Here is a 21,492-nt window from a genome sequence, read left to right on the forward strand (position 1 = left end):
TTATCAACCCCGCCGAGCGTGCTTGGGAATGGCGCGTTCGGCGGGGCTTTCCATTCCCACGTTCCCATCTTGAGAGGAAATCCTGTGGCTGTACTGAAGTTCGACGACCTGAAGGCTGACGTAGATCGTGAACTCAGGGCGAAGGGCCTGGAATTCATCGCCAAGAACGGCGATACCGTTCTGCTCCGGCCAGTCATGCTTCTAGGCAAAGAAGAGCTGAAGGTCGTCCGCACCCTCCTCGAAGTCATTCAGGACGACAAGTCCGATGCTTTCACCCGGCTTGAGGCCATGGACTCCATGATGATTGCCGCCTCTGACGGCAAGAAGGCGTTCAAGGACTCGCTGGCAGAACTGCCTCCACAGATTCGATCCAAGATTTTCGATGCCTGGATGAAGGGCGGCGAGCTGGGGGAAGCCTCAGCCTGATCGAGCTGCTCGACAGCCACGGCGGGGAGATCACCGCAGACCTGCTGCGGTATTACGGCCTGGACATACGTGACGTGGTGTCCGGCCGACGCTCCCCCAAGGTGGCGCTCGAACTCATCAGGCACCTCCCCCTGGAGTCGGCCTATGGCTTGGCCATGCGCGGTTCGGAGTTTCTCGGCTGGGACCGGCATGCGTACATGCTCGCGGACCTATTCGACTCCGTCCAGCAACTTACTTACTTCTTCGCGGTCTCGAAGGCAGAGAAGCCGAAGAAGGTCCCGACTCCGACGCGCTATCCGAGGCCGGGCGTTGAGCAATCCCCCGAGTCGAAAAAGACCAATCCACTGCTTTCCCGCCTTCGGGGTGAGGGCGCAACGCCTGCGCACCTAGGGCCTGGGTCGTCGATTCCCCTGCCTCCATCACGCCCGATTGAGCGGGCCTAATGGAGGTTTCATGGCTGGCAGCCCCGCGCGTAAGGAAGTCTCGCGTGTAGGCGTAAAGGTTGTTCCCGACACTAGCGGATTCGGCAAGGAACTCGAATCCGAATTGGCCCGTTACGCGAACAAGTCCATCGACATCGAGATCAAGGGAAAGTTCGCCGAATTCGAGGCCGATCTCAAGCGGATCACCTCCGGCCAGCATGAGGTCGAGATCAAGGTCAAGGCCGACACGTCGGCCGCCGAAGCCGCTCTCGCCAAGGTCTCCCGCGACCGTACGGCCAAGCTCAACCTGGACGTCGAGTCCAGCGCCATCGAGTCGGCCATCGCACGGGCCCAGCAGAGGCTCGCGGGCCGGAACTCCGCGAAGGTCACCCTCAAGGTCGACCTGGACGCCGCTGCGGCCGAAGCCAAGCTTGCGCTGCTCACCCGCACGGAGACCAAGCGGATCAAGGTCGACCTCGACGTCAGCTCCTTCGACACCGCACGGGACAAGATCCACGACATCTCCAACGGGCTGACCACCCTGTTCTCCGCGATCAGTGGCGCAACCAGCGCGATCAGCAACTCCTTCAGCACGCTGGCCAGTTCCGGATCTAGTGCGCTGAACGGGATCACCTCCGCCAGCTCGGGCGCGGCTTCCGGGCTCAGCTCGGTTTCCAGCATGGCCCTGTCGATCGCAGGCTCGATCGCCCAGTGGGCGGGCCTGGCGGTCCTCATTTCCGGCGTGATCGCCATCCTCGGGGCGGTTGTGGTTGCCGCTGGTGCGGCGGCCATCGCCATTGGCGGGGTGCTGATCGGGGCTACAGCCCTGATCGCCCTGCCGGTGATCCTCGCAGGGGTCGTCTACGCCTTCATGCAGAGCTCCAAGGAGCTCAAGGAGGAGTGGGACGCGGTCATCGGGGCTTTCACCGAAGCCTTCCGATCGTCGATCCAGCCGATGCTGGAGTCCTTCACCGACCTGGCCACGCGTGCCGGAAACGCGATGCGGGAGGGCCAGCCCTTCTACGACGCGTGGGTCCTGGCGCTCCAGGCGTCGGCCCAGGCCCTGGAGCCCCTGGCTCGGGGCATGGCGGATTTCGCCACCAACGCGCTGGTCGGCATGGCCAACGCCATGGAGGACCTCATGTCCTCCGGCTTCTGGGAGGGCATCCAGCAGGGGCTCGCCACACTGGGCCAGGCGTTCGGGGACTTCTTCACCAGCCTGTCTGCGTGGGCCCCCGGGTTCGCGGCCGGCTTCCAGGCCGTGGCCGATGCGGCGCTGATTCTGCTGCCCTCGATCGCCAATCTGGCAGGCGCTTTCTCCTCTTTTGCGCCAGATGTGCTCACAACGATCGCAGAGGCCTTTAAGAGGCTGTTCGACGCCTTTTCCGCGAACAAGGATGTCTACGGCGCTGCGGCGCAAGCCCTGGCCGACGCGCTCGTCCAGATGGCGTCCCCGCTGGAGCAGGTGGCCCGAGCCTTCGCCCTGATGGCTCCGGAGGTCCTCTCAGCCCTGGCCATGGCCGTATCCCAGTTCGCTGAGACGTTGTCGGACCCCGACATCATCGCGGGCCTGACCACTCTGGCCGAGACCATCATCCTGCTGGGTGAGAAGGCCGCCGAGGTGGCCACCAACATGGCGGCGACCACCGGGGCCGCCATCGACGAGGCGGGCAACTACTGGGACAAGCTGACGGGCGTTCTCAAGACCACCGCCACGGTTTCCAGCGAACACCTCAAGGGCCTGGTCACACAGGCCGATTCCACCGCAGAGGCGGCCAACAACCTCCAGCGCCAGCTCGCCGTCTCACTCCAGAGTGCGGTCTCCGCAGCCGAGACGGGCATGGGCCAGATCTCGCTGACCTGGCAGCGCGGCTGGAACCAGATGGTGACAGATGGCAACACCAGTGGAGCCCAGCTCAACCAGCAGTTCCAGTCCACCTTCCAACAGCTACTCACTGACCTGGCGTACGCCGACGGGCAGATGAGCGCCGAGTGGCGCAAGGCGATGGAATCCCTGTTGTCGGAGGCCGAGAAGTCCGGCGATCCGCTCGCCCAGAAGATGGCCGCGAACATGCGCGCCGTCCTGGCCGAGATCGACAAGGGCGGCCAGGCCAATGTCGAGAAGGTCAAGGCCATGCTCCTGAGCATGGACAACCAGGTTCAGGCGTCGCAGATCGCCAGCCTGCTCGGCATCAAGATGAACGAGTCTGCCACGCAGGTGGATGCAGGTGGGCAGAAGATCACGCAGTCGTTCTCCAAAGTCCTTGAAGCGCTGCCGGAGATGATCCGTAACGCCAAGACCCCGGAGGAGCTTCAGACCAAGCTCGACCAGATGACCACGATCGTCTCGGGGGCCGCTCCTGCGATGGGGCAGGCGTTCACCGCGCTTGGCCAGTCGATGGTCAAGGGCATCGCCGACGCGGACGTCTCCAAGGCGACCACCACGCTGATGACCTCGATCGCCACGGCGGTCACCTCCGGCGTTCCGGCCGTGGTGACGGCCTTCCAGGCGCTACCGACCCAGCTCGCGTCCGCGATGACCACCGGTTCCGCCACGGTCACCGCAGCCGTGACGACCCAGATGACCAGCATCACCACAGCGGTCACGACGGGCGTCACCAACACGGTGACGGAGTACAAGAAGCTGCCCACCGATATGGCCGCGGCTTCTGACTTCTCGACAACCAATCAGAAGATCACCGAGGCCCTGACCAAGGGCAAGGAGGACGTCACCACCAACGTCTCCGCCATGATCAAGGAGCTGGAGAAGCTACCCCCGGCAGGCAAGAAGGCCGGGGAACTGGGCGGGTTCGCCAACGCCATCAAGTCGGAGATGAGCCAAGCCCAGTCAGCCGTCTCCTCAGGTGTCGCTGACATCCTGGCTCAGCTTGAGCAGCTCAACCGCACCTTCACCACGAACATCGTGGTGAACATCGAGCGGAACGAGACAGGCGGAGACGGCGGCGGCGGGGGCGACGACGGCGGAGACAACTTCCGATCCATGGCCCCCATGGGTGTCAGTCCGCTCGCGGCCGAACCCATGGCCCTGATGGCAGCCCCGATGGCGGCCCAGGCCGATATGGCTGAGCAGATGTCCTCCTACGCCCGCGCCATACGCGCACCGGAGGACGACCGCTCGGCGAAGGCCCCGACCGTGCAGAAGATCTACAACTTCACGATCACCGCAGCGCCGAACATCCCCACCGAGGAGCAGCTTCGCAAGCAGCTCTCCTACGCCGACGCGCTGTACGAGTAACCCTCCGCCCTCCACCAAGCCCCGGCTCACCAAGCCGGGGCCTTTCCCTTGCCAGGAGGCTTCTTCGTGCTGTTCAAGCCCACCGCCGTGCAGCTACGCGGCGTGGACAACAAGCTCTACACCCTGGCCGGTGAAGGCAACGACGCCACCGCCGTCCTCCTCCAGCCCAAGGCCAAGGGTCTGGATGCCCCCTCGTTCACCATCAACGCCGACGAGTACCCGGCGATCCCCGGTGGGTTCGTCCGCTCGGTGCGAGCGGGCATCCGTGAGATCTTCCTACCCCTGAAGATCGTGGCCCCTACCCGGCCGGAGATGATGCGCCTCAAGCGCAAGTTCATCGCCAGCCTCAACCCCAGCCAAGGGCTCGTCAGCCTCATCGTCACCGAATACACCCAATACTCCCCTGGCGGCCCGTGGGAGGCCGAACCCGCTCGGCAGCTCACCTGCTACTACGTTTCGGGAGCCGAGGGCGGCGAGGAAAGCTCGGCGGGAGTCAACTGGACCACCTACGGCCTGGTCCTTCGCGCGACTGACCCGTACTTTCGCGGCTTGGCCCGTGCCACCGCGAGCTTCGTCCGCTACGGCAAGCTCAGCCCGTTCATCGCCGAGACCGGCAGCCAGTTCCTCAGCCCCGATGGCGTTACACCTGGCGATGGCCTCGTCCTGTCCGCCAACCCTGAGTGGATCACCTCTCAAGTGGTCACCAACGTTGGCGAGGTTGCCGCTCAACCTCGCTGGTGGATCGAGGGCCCGCTGGCGTCTACCTTCAGCATCCACCTGGCCGACCTGGCGACGGAGACGGCCAGAACGCTCCGCTTCAACAAGCCCGTCACGCTGACGACCGACGACGCCATATTCATCGAGACCGCCAAGGGCGAACTCGACATCTACAAGCAGCGCAAGGACGGTAACGGGCCGCGCACTCCCCTGTGGGGTGCCGTGGACATCACCTCCGAGCTGTGGGCGCTGGAGTCCGGCGAGAACATCGTCGAGCTTGCGATCGACAAGCCCCCCGGTATGACCCCGGCCGAGGAGTTGGACTGGCTCTCCCGTAACCGCCCCGTGGTCTCCCTGTCCTATCTGCCTGGCTACCTCGGGATCTGATCGTGTCCTTCGCCTTCCGCGTCCTCGTGCGCGAATCTCTCTTCCCCCGCGACCCCCATGCTGTCCCGCTGGCCATCGTTGGCGAGCTGGACTCCTACAGCGATTTCGAGGCAATCGCACGGCACAACATCGTGGGCGCCTGGACCATGGATATCCCTGCCCAGCACCCGCAGGCCAAGTTGCTCACCCCTGGTCGGGGCGTTGTCGTCTTCCGAGACGGCAGCGACACACCCAGCTTCTCCGGCCCTATCCGGAAGATTCACCGCAAGTGGAACGACGCCGAAGACGCCGGGGCGGGCACCCTGGAGCTGTCCGGCGTGTGCGACAACGTCTTCCTTGCCGAGCGCCTCGCGTGGACCAACCCTGCTGCCGATATCCACCTCCAGGGGGCGACCCCGCAGTGGATGGCGGACCTGAAGTGGAAGCACGCCGGCGAACTGCTGTACAAGCTGCTGAAGGCCAACACACAGGGGCACACGGCACGCAGGGGGCCGCCGCTATACCTCGCGCCTCCGGCCGACGACATCCTGCCCGATGAGTCAGCCAAATCGGTCCGGCTGAAGTTCGCTCGGGTGGATGAGCTGGCCTCCCTTCTGGCCAGCGTCTACAACCTGTCGGTTCGGTGCATGTGGCACCCCGACCCAGCCTCCGTCGGAGCATCCAACGGGGAAGCAAGCCCTTCGGGGCCGGGGCTCGTCGTCACCTTCTCGCGAGCGCGGGACCTGTCCCAAACGGTGCGCTTCTCCGTGGACATGGGCAACCTGAAGGGCTTCTCCTACTCGCTGACCGCGCCCGAGGCGACCCGGCTTGTCATCGGGACGCAAAACCGGACATGGTTCGAGGCCGAAGACCGACCCACCTTCGATGAGCTGGGAAACATCACCGGCTACACCGTGAACATGGTCGAAAAGCAGGGCCCGGAACGCTGGTTCGGCTACTACTCCAACCGCTCCAACGACCCGTACTGGTGGGGAGACCCCGCCAAGACTCCGGCAGAATCCGCGGGCACTCTGCGCTGGGCACAGCAGGGCATTTCGGCGGCCGAAGTCGAATGGGGAATGACTGCCGAACGCTTCAAGGATCGGCGTGACATCCCCTGGCAGTGGGCACAGGACCCGGCCCGCCAGACCGGCTGGCAGTTGGACCCGCCATCCTGGTCTGCGCACTACCGGGCGCTTGCCGATGAGGCGGAGTCGTTCAGCCTCACCTCCGGGGCCAAGGCCGCAATCAGCATTCAGCCAATCGAGACGCCGCGCCTTCGCTACCACTTCGACTACACGCTCGGCGACCGGGTGACCGCCCATCTGGACGGCTCAGATCGCAGTGAGCGCGTGAGCGAGATCCGGCTGTCGGCGTCGGCCAGCGATGGCCCTCGGGTTCAGGTGACGTTGGGCAGCCAGGCGTCAGAGACGCCGTACCTGTACCGGTCAGTCCGTGACCTGTGGCTGTCGTTGGGCGCATTGCGCTCCCGCGAGGACGCCACTCAGCCCGTAGAGACGATCCCGAAGGCTCCCATGGTTCTCAGAAAGGCGGCCTAGCGCTTGGCAACCTCGCTCTCCCTGAACGACGCTGCCCCCAGTTGTGTTGTTGATACGACTGGGGGCCTTCCCGCCTCGCCTGCTTCTGTGGGCTCCTTCAACGTCAAGGTATCCGGAAGCGGGAACGTGACGATTCTCGTTGATGGGTTTTATTCGGCGTGGACTCTCAACCTGGGAACCAACGGCAGCTCGAATATCACCGTCCAAGTCCCGAATGATGGGATGGACCACCGCCTGGTCGCAGTCGATGACGGAACTCAGGGCGCTGTCTCAACCGCTGAGCTTCAGCTACCTCGAACCTCCTGCACCGGGGCGCTTCTCCTCAGGTATCTAGGGTCTGCGACGCACCCTGTCACCAAGGAAACCCACGTCAAGATCAAAGCGTCTCATACGGGAATCCATCAGGAGCCGCTCGCTGCCGGAATCTCCGTTCCCGGCTTGGGCACCGTCTTGTTCGAGACTCTGAATGCCAAAGAGGAGCGCGTACTTACCTTCAAGCTTCCTGCAGACGGCGTTGAGCACCACATTGACGGAACCCACTACCGAAGCACCCCAGGTGGCGGATTTACCGGATCGCGGTACCCGCACCTTTCGGTAACGGTCCGCTCCAACCAGCCGCCACCTCCCGCCGAGGACCCGATCGCGAGCGCGCCGTACTTCTCGCCTGGCGAGACGGTGTTCGTCCGCAGCGCCCCCGGCAGCACGCCGATGGCGACCGATGGCTCTGAATGGGTGCTCCTGGAGATCCGTAAGCGGCCCGAGTCTGGGCAACCCGTCCCGCCGTGGAAGCTCACGGGGACAGAGAAGGGATTCGTTCTACCCAGCCAGGACGGCTCCTGGTCATCCTCCATCCAGACGAACTCCGCCACCTTTCCCGTGGGATCGAAGTGGGATCTCCGAACGCGACGGTTCCGTGAATTCAGGTCTTCGAATGAGTCACTCCAGTACTTCAACATGGGGTCCGCACCAATTCCAAAGCCTCAGCTCGACAGGCCGTACATTCTCGCCCCGCTGACCAATCAGAGTTACGACACCTGGGTAACTCTAGCTGGAACCGGAACCCCTGGTTCCATCATCGAGTTCAGCGCGACGGATAAGACAGCCGCACCCAGCCCACCTCAAGTGCCGCCGCCGACCACCGTGGGAAGCGACGGCATGTGGAGTTCCAGAATTACGGAGCACCCTGTAGACCCGAACAACTACTACGAATATCGCCATGTCGTCTATCGCGCTCGTGCAAGCCTGAATGGCGAAGCCACTGCCTGGTCGGATGGCCTCTCTGTGAATTACATCGGGCGCTAGATTTAGCTGGAAAGGATTGCGCATGGCCTCCTTCAACTCCCCCAATCCCAGCGAACACGGCTGGCCGTTCCCTGGTGGACCTGGACAAGTCGTCACCCAGGGAAACTGGAAGTCGATGGCCAAGACCTGGCAGTCCAACGGCGTCGTAGGCAAGCCGGAACTGGGCGGCGTCCCGTCAGCCGGCAATCGCGACCTGTTCGCGGTCAAGCTCACGGCGACGCAGGTCGAGGTCCAGCCGGGCGTGGCCTCGATCGATGGCTACTACTTCGACCTGGCATCGCCCAAGGCGTTCGATATCGACATCACCGGAGCCGACTTCGCCGACGACGGCACCGGCAAGCTCATCCGGCGTGATCTGGTGGCTTTGAAGGTTGACGAGACCACCAGCGCGTTCCGCTTCGTCCAGATCAAGAACGCCATCAACCAGGCGTCTGGGTCGTGGAAGGTCAATCTCAACGACGCCAGGACGGAGATTCCCCTCTTCGAGGTGGCCGTCGAGAAGGACGTCGGAGTCACCACTATCAAGGACCGGCGCTGGTTCCTCAGCCAGCGGATCAGGCCGATGACCTTCGAGCAGCCGGGCTTCGAGCCCGTACCTGCCGAAGGTGCGCTGGGCGTGGACGCGACCGGCTCCCGCCTGGTCATCGGAAAGGGCGGTCAGTGGGTATCAGCCCGCGAGGTGTTCACCAACGACATCCCTGCGCAGATCGCCACGCGCCTTGGTGCCGTGGAGACGTCGGCGGCCTCCCTGGACACCAGGGTTTCTGGGCATGACGGCCAACTGACCACGCTGACCACCTTCGATACGGCGATCAAGTCCAAGCTGGCCGTTCGACCGGTGACGCTGGACGCTCCACAGGACACAGGTTCGTGGGACACCACAGGAACGTTCGCCTACGTCTTCGGCCCCATCCTGTATGTCCACCTGACGGTGACGAAGAAGGGCGCTGACCTCGCCGCCCAAGCCTCCGCTGGCTCGAAGCTGGCCATCTTGTCGTTCAACCACAACCTCCCGACCGGCCTGACGATCGCCAAGGACACCTACGCCCGCGCGTTCGTCTCCGCCGTGGTCAGCACCACAGCCCTCCCGGACGTCTGGGTTCGCATGGATTCCTTCAAGGAACTGACCCTCTGGAAGTGCCCGACCGGCGTCAAGCTCAACGCCACCCTTCAGTCGGTCCTGACCATCCCCCTGAACGGATTCACTCTGTGACGAATGACGATCCACAGAGCGGTGGAGTCCTCATCACTTCCCGCGACATCTACGACCAGCTCACCGAGCTGAAGTACGCGGTCAACGAGCTGGTCTACCGGCTCGAACGGTCCCAGGAGGCCAACACCGACCACGAGGGCCGCATCCGCGACCTGGAGAAGTGGAAGTACGCCATCTCGGCGTCACTGCTAAGTGCGGTCTGCGCGCTGGTGATCCAGCTCGTGCAGATCTTCCGACCCGGCTGATCAAGAAGAAAGAAGTCCCCTCAAGCCCTGCCGTACAGCGGGGCTTTTCTGTTTGGAGCAGCATGTGACCACCCCTGCCAAGGTGATCGCCCAGGCCCGCAGGGATCTGGGCATGCGAGAGAAGCCTGACGGCTCCAACCTCGTTCCGATCACGAAGAAGTTCGGCAAGATTCCCGGCTACCCCTCTGGTGGCTACGGCTATCCATGGTGTGCCGCCGCCACCTCGATCTGGTGCAAGCGGGCCGGGATGCGCCCCAACATCGACTACCCGCACACAGCGGGCACCAAGGCCCAGTACGCGTGGGCCAAGGCCCGTGGCCGCTGGTTCTCAAGCCCCAAGGCCGGAGACCTCGTCCTGTTCACCAGGGGCGGCGCCAACGGCATCTACCACGTGGAACTGGTGGAGAAGGTCACCGCGGCGACCATAACCACGGTTGGTGGCAACACCTCAGGCCGCACCGACAAGGGCGTGCAGGGCAACGGCAACGGCGTCTACAGGAAGACCCTGTCTCGCATGGGCTCGCGGATCTACGGCTACGTACGTCCTTTCTACGACAGCACATCGACCACGCCCGGTGATCGGGTGCTGGAGCAGGGCGATAGGGGCCAAGACGTCTTGGCCCTGAAGAAGCACATGAGGACGCTCGGCTACACCTACCTCGGCGAAGACATCTCCTTCGGCCCGCTGACGCATGTCGCGGTCATGGACTTCCAGGCCCGTCGCGGGCTTACAGCTGACGGCGAGATCGGTCCGAAGACGAAGAAGGCCCTTGGCCTGTGAGGAGAAGCGCATGGATGTGAACGACCTGGCGGCGCAGCTACGTGCGCTGTCTGCCAGACAGGCAAGAGCCAGCCATTCCGCCACCGAAGACCCCCCAGCCCTCGAAATGGTCGAGGAGCTGGATGACTACCTCTTGGAGGAGATCGAAATCGCTGACGTCGTAGAGTCCAAACCCAAGGCGGTGGCCGCCTACCGTGCCAAGCGCACCGGATACCAGGGCCTCATCGCCGCAGTCCTGATCGCTGTTGGCGGGGTGTTCACCTCGCTTTCCATCGGCGCTGACATCGACTGGCGGCTACTGGGTCTGTCGGTCGGCCAGGCGGTCCTGACCGCCGTGGTCTCGTATCTGCACAACGACAAGGCGGCGTAGTACGAAGGAAGACCTGGCTTTCTAGCGACGGATTACGTTGCCGTACTCATCAACCGTAAGAACGATCCTCATCCCAAGTGCGGGTTTCGGCTGCGAGATAGCCATAATCAGCCAAACCACCGCCCAAAATCCGCACGTCACCAGCGTGAGGAGTAGGTGAAGCACATGGTTGACCGGCTGAACACTTCTTCCCTCGGAGACTAGAACCGCCATGTAGTCGGTATGGGACTCAACCCGCCACCCACGCGATACCTCGAACACCACTGCGTCAGACAATGCCCGTCTCGGGTCGTGGTAGTGAGTCGGGTACATTGTCACACCTCATGTCGAGTCGGGGGCGGAGCGCGACGATAGCGTCTCCGACCTGGTCTGCTCAAGGAAATGCGTGTACGTCTTGGCGCGAATACGACAAAGCCCCCAACCGTGACGGTTGGGGGCTTTTCGTCGTCTCACACATCGGGATTTTGGACCCTCCCCAATAGGCACGAGATCGCAGTGTGGACCGTATGGCTCGACAAGGCCATCAAGACGATGCGCGACACGGGGCGGGACATGCTGGACAAGTACAAGGAGACCTCCCGCGGCGGCCTCGCCGTCAACGTCATCGAGTGCTAGGGGCTTCCGCAAGGGGGCGCTTCGCGCTTTTGACCTCCAGACTGTGACCAGTGGGGGGCTCAGCGCCCCCCACACCCCCACAACGGCGAGGTCCTTCGATGGGGGCGCTTCGCGCCAAAGAGCTTCGGGCTGTGACAGTGGGGCTTCGCCCCACACCCCGGCGAGGGAGAACCCTCGCGCTCCCCACGTGGCCAGGGTCCTGCGATTGCGGCAGGACGGGTTCCCACCTGAGCTAGTGGCTTCGATCTCCAGCTAAGCTGGGACAACCGTCAAAGCCACTGGACGCGGACAACGTACACCTCGCGCTATGTGATCAACCCTCGTTCCCAGAAGGACAAGAGCCGCAGGTGGCGAAGGGCCTCCTCGGGAAGGCTCGATCAGTGCCAAGGCCGAGCTGATGCTCTCTGGGTCCTCCACGGGATTGTCGAGGACGCTGTCATCGCTGATCACGAAGCACGGTCCGTCCATCAGGTGATCGAGTGCGTGCGGGTCGTCGCCGGACCGCATCGAGCTCTCGGGTGAGAGTGGGTCGAAGGAGACCACCGTGCGGCATCGAGCCCCTCGGTGGAGAGGGTCGAGACCAGAAGGTCGTGCAGGTAGGTCGGTGACTGCATGGCCGCCTCTCGAAGGAGGGGACATCCCGCAGGACACCCCCGCACTGCGTGTGGGGACCGCGTATGGGCGACCCGCTCCGGTCGGTAAGCCGACCTTGGTGCGGGGCAGGTGGCTGGGGGTCAGACGCTCTGCACCACGTGCTCTCTGGCCTTTTGGATCATGTCGTGGGCCTGGTCCCCGTAGACAGCCTTCTCGGCCAGGAGCCCGAACACTCTGGCGTACACGGCTAGCTCCTTCGGCTCCTGCACGAGAATCTGCTTGGTGATCCCATCGGCTCGCATCTCGACCTCGTCATAGAGCCAGAACGATTCCCAGGGGTAGAACGGCAGCTCGACGTCAAATGGCAGGAGGCCGACGACCAGATTGGATTGCCGCATGATCTCCGAGACGTGGAAGAGCTGGTCTGCCATCACCAGCGGAGGCCCTACACGGTTGCGAATGGCAGCCTCACCCAGGATGAACACGAAACGCTTCTCTGGGTCCTGTAGGTACTGCTGAAGCTCCATACGGGCCTTGATGGCATCTTCCAGATGCACGGCGCCGGATCGCACATTGAGCGTTGTCAGGTAGGCCCTGGCGTAGCGCTCCGTCTGCAAGAGGCTCGGGAAGAACGTTTGCTGCAGGATCCGGAACTGTGTGGTTGCCCGGTACATCGGATGGAAGCTGCGTTGCCGTGTGCAAATGTCCGATGTGGGCTCGTGGCAGTACTCGGCGAACACGGCTTCGATACCCTCAGCCAGACGAATCAGCTCCGATGCCCGCTCGGGAACCCCGCATGCTTCCGTCCATTGCTTGATCTCGACCTCGTTGGGCATCCTGTCGCCAGACTCATAGCGGCTGACCTTGGACTCATGCCATCCGACCGTTTGAGCCAGCGCTCGACCTGTGGGGAATGCTGCCGCGCGGATCTGGTGAAGTCGTGTGCCCAGAATGAGACGGGCCTCTTGGTGCCGTGTCTGGAGGGTCACTCTCCGACCATACGCGTGCTTTGACCTGCTGTCCTTGGCGTCGCGGGAAGTGATCACTGGCACACATTGGCAAGCATCTGGAGGTCCAGCAGGCCCGCTGGCACCGTTGAACCATGGCCCCCCGAGACACGAAAGTCACCACGGTCCAGTACATCCTGCTGGAACTACGCCCCCTCACCCCCATGCGGCCTCAACGTCGCGGCACGGAGCAATAGATCTACGAGAACGGCGTACTGGTCAAGATCGTGCCGTTGGAGAAGTGATGGGCGAACGCAAGGACTGGTCCGGCCCGTTGACCGATGCGCCCACGTGGAAAATCGATGGCGACACAGCGACCTTCCGGCACCAGAACCGTGTTCATGCACTCCAGGAAGGCCGCAGGGAACGGGTAGCGTGACGGCGTGACGGGGCAACACCACGACGAGGTCATCACCATTTCTCTCGACGAACACGAGGCCCTCAAAGCCGAGGTCCGACGGTTGCGCCGGGAGATAGGCCGCCAGCAGGCCATGCGAGCCATCATGGACAACAACGCCTGCCCGGGCACGGTGCAAACGTTCTCTCGTGAGGAGTTGGCGGCCGAGTGGGGCATCAGTGCTGACCGGAGCATCACCTTCCCCAAGACTGCAGATGCTCAGGCCATCTTCGCCACTGTCCCAGCCATCGACTGGGATGAAGTGCGCGCCGAATGGGACGCCGTGATCGACGATTCCCTACACGACCCGTTCGAGGGGCTGGAGCCATCCGTGCGTGTTACAGAGGAATCTGGATCAGCAGGGTGACTATTTCGTTATAGTTTGCGGCCTATGGGGCTATTCGTGCTGGTGAGTGCTGGTGGCTGACCTGGTGGGCAGAGGACCGGAGATGGCGGCCATCGCGGCCCTCCTTGCGGGAGCCCGTGAAGGGGACAGCGGTTCTCTGGTGCTGCGTGGCGAGCCGGGGATCGGGAAGACCGCGCTGCTGGAGCATGCCGTAATGACCGCCGGAGACCTGCGGGTGGTGCGCGGGACCGGGGTCGAGGTCGAGGCGGAGCTCCCGTTCGCCGGGCTTCAGCTGCTGCTGCGTCCGGCGCTGCCGTCGGTGGGTGCGCTGCCCGAGCGCCAGCGGAACGCCCTGGAGGCCGCGCTGGGGCTGGGTTCGAGTGCGCCGCCCGATCCGATGCTGGTGGGGTTGGCAGTGCTGTCGCTGCTCGCCGAGCACGCCGGTGACATGGGCCTGCTGTGCCTGGTGGACGACGCGCACTGGCTCGATCGGGCGTCGCGGGACGCGTTGCTGTTCGCGGCCCGCCGGCTCCTCGCCGAGGGCGTGGCCATGATCTTCGCAGCGCGTACAGGTGATGCCTTTCCCAGCACGGGGCTGACTGAGCTGCCGGTGGCCGGGCTGGCGCCCGAGGACGCCGCCGCGCTGCTGGATCGCCAGCGGCCGACGCCGGCCATGCGCCACCGGCTGCTGACCGAGGCCCGCGGCAACCCGCTCGCCCTGCTGGAGCTGCCCATCGCCCTAGCCGAGGAGCAGCACGACGGTCACGGCCCCGGCGCGCTCCCCCTGACGGAACGTCTCCAATCTGCCTTTCACGGCCAGCTCAGCCGGATGCCCGCGGCGACGCGGAGCCTGCTCCTGGTCGCCGCGGCAGACGAGACCGGGGAGCTCGACGTCGTGCTGCGCGCCGCCGAGGCCGTGGGTGCCGGCGTGGACGACCTGGCGCCCGCCGAGGCGGCCGATCTCGTCAGGCGCTGCGGGCCGCTGGAGGGCGGCATCGCCTTCCGCCATCCGCTCATCCGGGCCGCCGTCTACCAGCAGGCCCCGCTGGGCAGGCGGCTGGCCGTACATCGTGCGCTGGCCGACGCGCTGAACGCACCCGAGCATGCCGATCGGCGGGCCTGGCATCTCGCGGCCGTGGCCACGGGGCCCGACGAGAAGACGGCGGCGGCGCTGGAGCGGTCTGCCGCGCGGGCCTGTGAGCGCAGCGGCCACCTGGCTGCTGCGACGGCGTACGAGCGGGCGGCTCGTCTCACCGCCGACCCGGAGGGTCGTGCGCGCAGGGAGATGCTCGCCGCCGAGACCGCGCTGGAGGCCGGGGAGCTCCGCAGGGCCGGTGACCTTGCATCACAGGCGGCCCGCCGTACCGAATGCCCGGCGATCCGCGCGCGACTCGCGCACGTGCGGGGGCTCGCCAGCTTCTACCAGGGCCCTTTCTCCTCCGCCCACCGGATGCTGGTTGACGGTGCCGCGCTGATCGGCGACGTGGATCCGGCCAGGTCCGCCGCGATGCTGGTCACCGCGGTCCACACCGCCTGGTATCTCGGCGAGGGGGAGCTGACCGACACCCTGGAGCGCCTGGCAGCGCTCCGGCTGCCCGAGCAAGACCCGCTGGCGCCGGTGATCTCGTACCTGCTCCGTCTGCTGGACCGGGGCGCGGGCGGGGCGCCACCGGTCCTTCGAGACATCCTTGAGGAGGTACGGCAACGCGGACGCGCACCCAAACTGGCGTTGCAGATCCTGTGTGGAGCCGCACTGGCCCGAGGCCAGGACGTCTACGCCTACGAGCTGGCGGCCGGGCTCGCCGCCGAGCATCGGGCCGCGGGCAGTCTGGGGCGGCTGCTGCCGTCGCTGTTCCTCACGGTCGAGAGCGAGATCTTCACTGGCCGCCATCGGGACGCGCTCTCCACCGCGAGCGAGGCGCTCGGACTGGCCCGCGACACCGGCCAGCGGCATTGGATCGGACAGCTCAGCAGCGAGCTGGCCTACCTGCGTGCCCTCGCGGGCGAGGAAGAGGCCTGCCGCGAGTACGCCGAGGTGGCCATGGACGGGGCGAGCGCAGGGTCGATCGCGCCGGGCGCGCCCTGGGCGAACTGGTCGCTCGGCCTGCTGGACCTCGGTCTGGGCCGTGCCGAGGCCGCGCTCTCCCGCTTCGAACGGCTCACCAGCGAGCCCATCCGCCACCACATCTGCGCCACGCGGTCGATCCCCGACCTGGTCGAGGCGGCCGTGCGGGTGGGAGAGCCGGCGCGCGCCCGCGAACCCCTGGGCCGGTTCGAGCAGTGGGCGGTCTCGGTGCGGCAACCCTGGGCGGACGCTCTCGTGCTGCGTTGCCAGGCGCTGCTCACCTGCGACAACCATGCGGAACAGCTGTACACGGACGCGCTCAAGACGCACGACCGCGATGGCCGCCCGACGGAGTACGCCAGGACCGCGCTCCTGTACGGCGAGTGGCTGCGCAGGGCCCGCAGGAAGGCCGAGGCCCGCGCCCAGCTGAAAGACGCGCTCGACATCTTCGACCGGCTCGGCATGCGCCCGTGGGCGCTGCGGGCTCGCGGAGAGCTCACCGCGAGCGGCGCCCAGGACACCGCCCCCGAGCCGGTGCGCGGAGCCGCGGCGGATCTCACGCCGCAGGAGTCGCAGATCGTACGGCTGGCCGCCCGCGGCCTGTCCAACAGGGACATCGCGGCCCAGCTCTTCCTCAGCCACCGGACCGTCGGCTACCACCTGTACAAGGCCTATCCCAAGCTGGGCGTGGCCTCCCGCGGCGAGCTCACCGACCTGGACCTGGGTCCGGCTATGGCGTAGGCGGTCATGCGGGTGCACCCGCGAAGTCCAGCAGGTCCTTGGTGAGCTGCTGGGCGTGGGTGACGAACATGCCGTGGGCGCCTGTCGGGTACTCCGTGTACTGGCAGCCGGGGATCAGCGCCGCGGTCCTGCGGCCGGTCACGTCGATGGGTGCGTTGACGTCGGCGGCGCCGTGCACGACCAGCGTCGGTACGTCGACCTTGGTCAGCTCGTCGCGGAAATCGGTGGAGAAGACCGACTCCCAGAGCTTGATCGCCACCATGGTCGGCGTCTGCGAGCCGTAGTCCACGAGCCAGCGCACCTGCTCCGAGGAGACCGGGTTGCCCAGGTGGGGCTGGAAGAAGGCCTGGCCGAAGTCGCCCATGAACTTCGGCTTGTCGGCTCGGAGCACGGTGAAGTTGGCGGCCAGCACCTCCGGCGGTGCGCCCTCCGGGTTGTCCTCTCCACCCCACAAGTAGGGCAGGGTGGCGCTGACGATCGCGATCCTGCCGATCCGGCCGCTACCGTGCCGGGTCAGGCAGCGGATCACCTCGCCGCCGCCCATGGACGGGCCGACCAGCGTCACGTCGGTCAGGTCGAGATGATCCAGCAGCGCCGCCACGTCGTCGGCGAGGGTGTCGTAGTCGTACCCGCGGCCGGGCACGTCCGAGCGGCCCTGACCGCGCCGATCTGGCAGGACGCAGCGGAACCCGGCATCCACCAGTGCGGGCACCTGGTACTCCCACATCTCGGTCCCGAGGGCCCACATGGTGAGCAGCACGATCGGCCTTCCGGTCCCCCAGTCCTGGTAGAAGAGGCGAGTGTCGTCTGAAGCCGTGAAATGCGGCATGGTCCACCTCCGTAGATGACGACCACGCTAGGAACCGGTGAGCGAGGGGGAATCTGTCACGCTTAGGTATTTTCGAGGCTTCAGCAGCAGCCAGGCGATGAAGGTGATCTCTGCGACGGCCGCTGGGGTCATGGCGAAGGGGGAGATGGCTGCGCCGAGGTCAGGGGCGAGGAAGCGGGTGAAGACGTCTGTGAGGTGGCCGCAGCAGCCGATCGCCAAGAGGACGCCCATGAATTTGGGGAAAAATCCGGACTTGGTGACTAGGTAGGCCAGCGGGAGCAGCCACAGGCCGAAATATGTCTGGGCGATCAGATAGCCGTTGTGCTGCATCTCGGTGAAGAGGAGGGTCAGCTCGTCGGAGCTGCTCGCGAGGGTCAGGGCCGTCTGCTGGTTGAGGAGGTTCAGGCTCTGCATCGCCACGCTCACGGCTACGAAGATCACCATCGTGCCTGCCACCAACCGGTTGACGTGCGCCAGGAGGCGGTACAGGGCCACAGCGGTCAGGAGGAAGGCAGTGGCGCCCAGCAGTTCGCTGAGGAAGCCCAGGCGGTACAGACCCATCGAGGCCTTGATGTTGGTGGCTGTCGCGGTCGCGTTGCCCGGGACGACGATGCTGGTGTTCACCAACCCGGCGAGGCTGGTCAGGACGGCGACGATCAGGTACAGGAACCCGGCGGTCCTCATGAGCTGTGGGCCAGGGCCGAAGGGGTAAGGCGGCCGACTATGGCGGGGGCCTCGTGGATAAGCGTGTCGTCCTCCACTGCCTCGACCATGAACCGGGCGTAGTCCACCCGCCGCGTGATGTTGCTCGCCAGCACCGGGTCCCCCACGTGCCTGCTCCACACCGGCAACCCCTGACTCTCCCCCTCCTCCAGGTCGCTCCCCCGCACGACCGTCCACCGGGCGTCGCTGGCGAAGACCCTCCGGCACGCCTCCACCTGGTCGTCCACGTCCACGACCCGGGCGAGCTTGGCCAGCCGTCCGAACACGGCCGCGTACACCCTGAACGACCGCGGATACACGTCCCTGCCGTCCCGGCTGATGTGCCACCCGCAGGAGAACACCAGCCGCGCCCCGGGACGCGCATGGTCCAGTACGGCCTGAGCCGTACCTGACGCGTAGTGCTTCACCCCCCACGGCACCAGCACGGTGAGTACGGCGTCGCAGTCGCGCACCGCCCGCGCGACGACCGCCCGGTCGTCGGTCGCCCCGGGCACCACCGTGATCCGCCCCTCGAACTCCGCGAGCTTGGGCACGCTCTGCTCCCGGCAGACGCCCACGACCTCGTACCCGCGCTCCAGCGCGTGCCGCACCATGTAGCGGCCCAGCTTCCCTGACGCGCCGATGACGCACATCCGACCGATTGCTTCCATGAGCCCTCCCATGACGTCAGCCTTACAGTGCAAGGTATAGCCTTGCAGTGTAAGGTTGGTCAAGACGTCGATCCAGAAGGAGCAGCTCGTGGGGCTGAGCAAGGAGCTGGTGCTTCGCACCGCTGTCGAGATGGCGGACGAGGCCGAGGTGCCCAGCCTGCGCACCCTCGCCAAGCGGCTCGGCGTCGAGGGGATGTCGCTCTACCACCACTTCCGCAACAAGGACATGATCCTCGACGGCATGGTCGACCTGGTCTTCAGCGAGATCGAACTCCCGCCCGAGGGCGAAGGCTGGCGGGAGGCGATGCGCGGAAGGGCCGTGTCGATGCGCGCCGCGCTCACCCGCCACCCGTGGGCGATCCGGCTGATGGACTCGCGGGCGAACCCGGGCCTGGCGACCCTGCGCCACCACAACGCCGCCATCGGCTGCCTCCGCGAGGGCGGCTTCTCGATCGCCGGTGCGGCGCACGCGTTCTCGGTGCTGGACAGCTACGTCTACGGCTTCACGCTGCAGGAGCTCAGCCTGCCGTTCACCTCTCCGTCCGACCTCGAGGAGGTGGGGGGCTCGATCATGGAGCAGCTGCCCCACGACGAGTTCCCGCACCTCACCGAGATGATCGCCGACCGCGCCCTGAAATCCGGTTACGCGTACGCCGAGGAGTTCGACACCGGGCTCGACCTCATCCTCGACGGGCTGGAGCGGCAGCGGGAGAGCTGGGGTTAGCGGGCCCCGGCGGCTTCGAGGTCGCTCTCCCTGGCCACCTCGTGGCGCAGGAGTTCGAGCAGCAGCACCCGGCTCAGCTCGTCGCCCGCCGTACGGTCCAGGACCTGGCCGTAGGTGCGGATCGCCGTCCTGGTCCTGGCCAGCGCCATGCCCAGGATCGACCCCAGGTCCGCGCAGTCCGGCAGCTCGACGGTCTCCAGCGACGCCTGCCGCAGCATCGCCGCGGGATCGACCGTGACCGCGCCGCCGAGCTCGGCCACCCGGTAGGCCAGCGCCAGCGCCGAGGTGAGGTTGCGCTCGTGGACCTGCTCCAGCTCGTCGTTCAGGAGGTAGAGCGGCTGGCCTTCCAATCTGTTGCGTACGCCGAGGGCCCAGTTCGAGGCGAGCATGTGGTAGCAGAAGAGGCGGTCGAGCTCGTCCGCGACCTGCGCCGGGTCGGCGCCCCTGAGCAGGGCGTTGCCTTCGCGCCCCATCACAGCAGCCCGATGCCGAGGACGAGCGTGCCCACGACGAGGCAGGCGCCGCCGAGGTACGTCAGCCAGATCAGCTTGCTGGGCTTCGTGTCGCTGGGCCGTACGACGGAGAGGAAGAAGCCCAGCGGCATCAGGATGGGCGCGGCCACGATGAGCAGGCGCGCGAGAGTCCTGGTGCCCTCGGACAGGTCGGCCTGGTCGAGGTAGATCAGGGCGACCAGGCTGAACAGGACGAGCACTCCGGCGTGCGCGTGGCCGGCCCGCCACAGGCCCCGGCGGACCGGGTTGTCGAGGTAGCCGGGGACGCCGCGCATGAGGAAGGTGAGCAGGGTCATCCCGCCGAAGGCGACGGCGGGGACGGTGATGAGGAGCACGCCTGCGGTGCTGGTGGACGACATGGACTACCTCCGCAAAAGGTGTGTGGCGGTGACACGGTTGAGGTGGATGAGGACGTCGTAGGACTTGCCGAGGGCGATGAGCTGGTCCGGCGCCGGGTACTCCTGGCCGATGCCGCGGGTGGGGCGGGCGACGTTCAGCCAGGCGCGGGCGTTCCCGGTGGTGGCGCGCAGGTCCAGGGAGAAGTCGCGGTAGCGCACCTGGTCGAGGGTGTACTCGTTGTTGCCCTTCGGTGCTGCGCCCACGGTGAACTTCTGGGTGGCGCCGGCGGAACCCGAGTAGAAGGAGCCACGGGAGAAGGTGAACCCGACGCTGAGGAAGCGGGCGCCGAGCCGGTCGCGCAGGAACGCGCCCTGCGTCTTGGTGATCAGGTCGGGCTCCGGGCTGACGTAGGCGGCGTGCTCGTTCAGCACCGACAGGAGGATCTTCGCCCCCGTCTTCTCGTTCCACCACGCCACGTTGTCGGCCATGACCTGCTCGCGGTACGCCACGGCCTTGAGCAGTTCCACGGGGTCGGCCAGGTCGAAGCCGTACTCGTGGGCGCTCTGGGCGATCGCCCTGGCGTGCTGGACCGCCCAGTCGTGACCCTCGCCCGGCGAGAGCCGTTCGAGAAGATCCACGGCCTGCTGCGCGCGCTTGTCCATGTCCTGGCGTTCGGCCAGCGGCTTGGCCATGTAGGTGGCCATGTACTCGCCGAGCGAGGCGGTCGTGGGCCGCTGCCCCGCGTACAACGCGGCCAGTTCCGCCGACCGCGCCGGGTGGTTCTCCTTGACGTAGGCGGTCACCCGGTCGAAGAGGACGGCGCCGGGGAAGGCGAGGTCGTCGCCCATGATCTGCAGCTTGGTGGCGCTGCGCTGGTTGTGCCTGCGGATCGACTCGACCACGTCGAGGAACTCCCGCACGTTGATCCACCGGTGGAAGGCCTGCAGCTCGTTGGCCATGATCGTGCGCGGGTCGCCCGTGCCGTTCAGGACGTAGTCGTTGAGCAGGACCCCGGTGCTCCAGCTCATCTCCTGGGCGTACGTCGTGAAGCCCTTGTTCGCCGCGAGGTGGCCGAAGAGGCGCTGCTTGGTGGTGATGAACTCGGCCGAGCTGTGCGTGGCCTCGCCGACGGCCACCACGGTGGCGTCGCCGACCATGCGGCCGATCGGGGCCAGGTCGCGCAACGCGTGCGCGTCGTGCTCCAGCGCCCGCACGGGGTCGGGGGGAGGCGTGGCGGCCAGGGTGGTGCCCCCGCCGATCAGGAGCGTGAGCGCGATATGGAGGTATGTCATG

Annotated in this window: 20 protein-coding genes; 13 read left to right on the forward strand and 7 right to left on the reverse strand. The window is 66.0% G+C overall.

Going from position 1 to position 21,492, the window contains the following annotated elements:
* Positions 1-84: 84 nt before the first annotated feature.
* The 10 genes from ACIBG8_RS19610 (at position 85) to ACIBG8_RS19655 (ending at position 11,272) form a co-directional block, all read left to right on the forward strand.
* Positions 85-426 carry a hypothetical protein gene (locus ACIBG8_RS19610; RefSeq protein ID WP_397344257.1) on the forward strand — a complete coding sequence of 114 codons (342 nt, stop codon included), beginning with the start codon at positions 85-87 and terminating at the stop codon, positions 424-426.
* Positions 427-972: 546 nt separating this feature from the next.
* A complete protein-coding gene (locus ACIBG8_RS19615) occupies positions 973-4,104 on the forward strand; it encodes a hypothetical protein (protein WP_397344258.1) in 3,132 nt (1,043 codons plus the stop codon).
* A 102-nt stretch (positions 4,105-4,206) separates the two neighbouring features.
* Positions 4,207-5,208: a hypothetical protein gene (locus tag ACIBG8_RS19620; RefSeq protein WP_397344259.1), complete on the forward strand. Its 1,002-nt coding sequence runs from the start codon at positions 4,207-4,209 to the stop codon at positions 5,206-5,208.
* 2 nt (positions 5,209-5,210) lie between these two features.
* Positions 5,211-6,746, forward strand: coding sequence for a hypothetical protein (locus ACIBG8_RS19625; RefSeq protein WP_397344260.1), 1,536 nt, complete (start codon positions 5,211-5,213; stop codon positions 6,744-6,746).
* 87 nt (positions 6,747-6,833) lie between these two features.
* Positions 6,834-8,048: a hypothetical protein gene (locus tag ACIBG8_RS19630; RefSeq protein WP_397344261.1), complete on the forward strand. Its 1,215-nt coding sequence runs from the start codon at positions 6,834-6,836 to the stop codon at positions 8,046-8,048.
* 22 nt (positions 8,049-8,070) lie between these two features.
* On the forward strand, positions 8,071-9,261 hold the full coding sequence (locus tag ACIBG8_RS19635) for a hypothetical protein (protein ID WP_397344262.1): 1,191 nt from the start codon (positions 8,071-8,073) through the stop codon (positions 9,259-9,261).
* Entirely contained in the window at positions 9,258-9,506 is a 249-nt protein-coding gene (locus ACIBG8_RS19640; protein WP_397344263.1) for a hypothetical protein, read from the forward strand. The genes ACIBG8_RS19635 and ACIBG8_RS19640 overlap by 4 nt, the downstream gene beginning before the upstream one ends.
* 64 nt (positions 9,507-9,570) lie before the next feature.
* Positions 9,571-10,287: a peptidoglycan-binding protein gene (locus ACIBG8_RS19645; RefSeq protein WP_397344264.1), complete on the forward strand. Its 717-nt coding sequence runs from the start codon at positions 9,571-9,573 to the stop codon at positions 10,285-10,287.
* Positions 10,288-10,297: 10 nt separating this feature from the next.
* Positions 10,298-10,657: a hypothetical protein gene (locus ACIBG8_RS19650; protein ID WP_397344265.1), complete on the forward strand. Its 360-nt coding sequence runs from the start codon at positions 10,298-10,300 to the stop codon at positions 10,655-10,657.
* A gap of 495 nt (positions 10,658-11,152) precedes the next feature.
* Positions 11,153-11,272, forward strand: a complete 120-nt coding sequence (locus ACIBG8_RS19655) for an L-serine ammonia-lyase, iron-sulfur-dependent, subunit alpha (protein WP_397346208.1) — start codon at positions 11,153-11,155, stop codon at positions 11,270-11,272.
* 734 nt (positions 11,273-12,006) lie between these two features.
* Here ACIBG8_RS19655 and ACIBG8_RS19660 read toward each other — a convergent pair.
* Complete coding sequence (locus ACIBG8_RS19660) at positions 12,007-12,855, reverse strand: helix-turn-helix domain-containing protein (RefSeq protein ID WP_397344266.1); 849 nt, start codon at positions 12,853-12,855, stop codon at positions 12,007-12,009.
* A gap of 401 nt (positions 12,856-13,256) precedes the next feature.
* Here ACIBG8_RS19660 and ACIBG8_RS19665 point away from each other — a divergent pair, with 401 nt between their 5' ends.
* Positions 13,257-13,637, forward strand: a complete 381-nt coding sequence (locus tag ACIBG8_RS19665) for a hypothetical protein (RefSeq protein ID WP_397344267.1) — start codon at positions 13,257-13,259, stop codon at positions 13,635-13,637.
* A 52-nt stretch (positions 13,638-13,689) separates the two neighbouring features.
* Complete coding sequence (locus ACIBG8_RS19670; protein ID WP_397344268.1) at positions 13,690-16,422, forward strand: ATP-binding protein; 2,733 nt, start codon at positions 13,690-13,692, stop codon at positions 16,420-16,422.
* 4 nt (positions 16,423-16,426) lie between these two features.
* Here the strand turns inward: ACIBG8_RS19670 and ACIBG8_RS19675 are convergent, their stop codons facing one another.
* The 3 genes from ACIBG8_RS19675 to ACIBG8_RS19685 are packed head-to-tail and all read right to left on the reverse strand — an operon-like array spanning position 16,427 to position 18,624.
* Positions 16,427-17,251 (reverse strand): alpha/beta fold hydrolase, encoded by an 825-nt coding sequence (locus ACIBG8_RS19675; protein WP_397344269.1) that lies wholly within the window; start codon positions 17,249-17,251, stop codon positions 16,427-16,429.
* Positions 17,252-17,278: 27 nt separating this feature from the next.
* Positions 17,279-17,935: a DUF4386 domain-containing protein gene (locus ACIBG8_RS19680; protein WP_397344270.1), complete on the reverse strand. Its 657-nt coding sequence runs from the start codon at positions 17,933-17,935 to the stop codon at positions 17,279-17,281.
* On the reverse strand, positions 17,932-18,624 hold the full coding sequence (locus ACIBG8_RS19685; RefSeq protein ID WP_397344271.1) for an NAD(P)-dependent oxidoreductase: 693 nt from the start codon (positions 18,622-18,624) through the stop codon (positions 17,932-17,934). The genes ACIBG8_RS19680 and ACIBG8_RS19685 overlap by 4 nt, the downstream gene beginning before the upstream one ends.
* Positions 18,625-18,679: 55 nt before the next feature.
* Here ACIBG8_RS19685 and ACIBG8_RS19690 point away from each other — a divergent pair, with 55 nt between their 5' ends.
* Complete coding sequence (locus ACIBG8_RS19690) at positions 18,680-19,348, forward strand: TetR/AcrR family transcriptional regulator C-terminal domain-containing protein (protein WP_397344272.1); 669 nt, start codon at positions 18,680-18,682, stop codon at positions 19,346-19,348.
* On the opposite strand, the gene ACIBG8_RS19695 is transcribed toward ACIBG8_RS19690, so the two are convergent.
* The 3 genes from ACIBG8_RS19695 to ACIBG8_RS19705 are packed head-to-tail and all read right to left on the reverse strand — an operon-like array spanning position 19,345 to position 21,491.
* A complete protein-coding gene (locus ACIBG8_RS19695) occupies positions 19,345-19,821 on the reverse strand; it encodes a ferritin-like domain-containing protein (protein ID WP_397344273.1) in 477 nt (158 codons plus the stop codon). The two genes, ACIBG8_RS19690 and ACIBG8_RS19695, sit on opposite strands and share 4 nt — an antisense overlap.
* Positions 19,821-20,219: a hypothetical protein gene (locus ACIBG8_RS19700; RefSeq protein WP_397344274.1), complete on the reverse strand. Its 399-nt coding sequence runs from the start codon at positions 20,217-20,219 to the stop codon at positions 19,821-19,823. The genes ACIBG8_RS19695 and ACIBG8_RS19700 overlap by 1 nt, the downstream gene beginning before the upstream one ends.
* A gap of 3 nt (positions 20,220-20,222) precedes the next feature.
* Entirely contained in the window at positions 20,223-21,491 is a 1,269-nt protein-coding gene (locus ACIBG8_RS19705) for an erythromycin esterase family protein (protein ID WP_397344275.1), read from the reverse strand.
* Position 21,492 lies beyond the last annotated feature (1 nt).

Origin of the sequence: Nonomuraea sp. NPDC050556 (assembly GCF_044457355.1) — a bacterium.
Lineage (GTDB): Bacteria > Actinomycetota > Actinomycetes > Streptosporangiales > Streptosporangiaceae > Nonomuraea.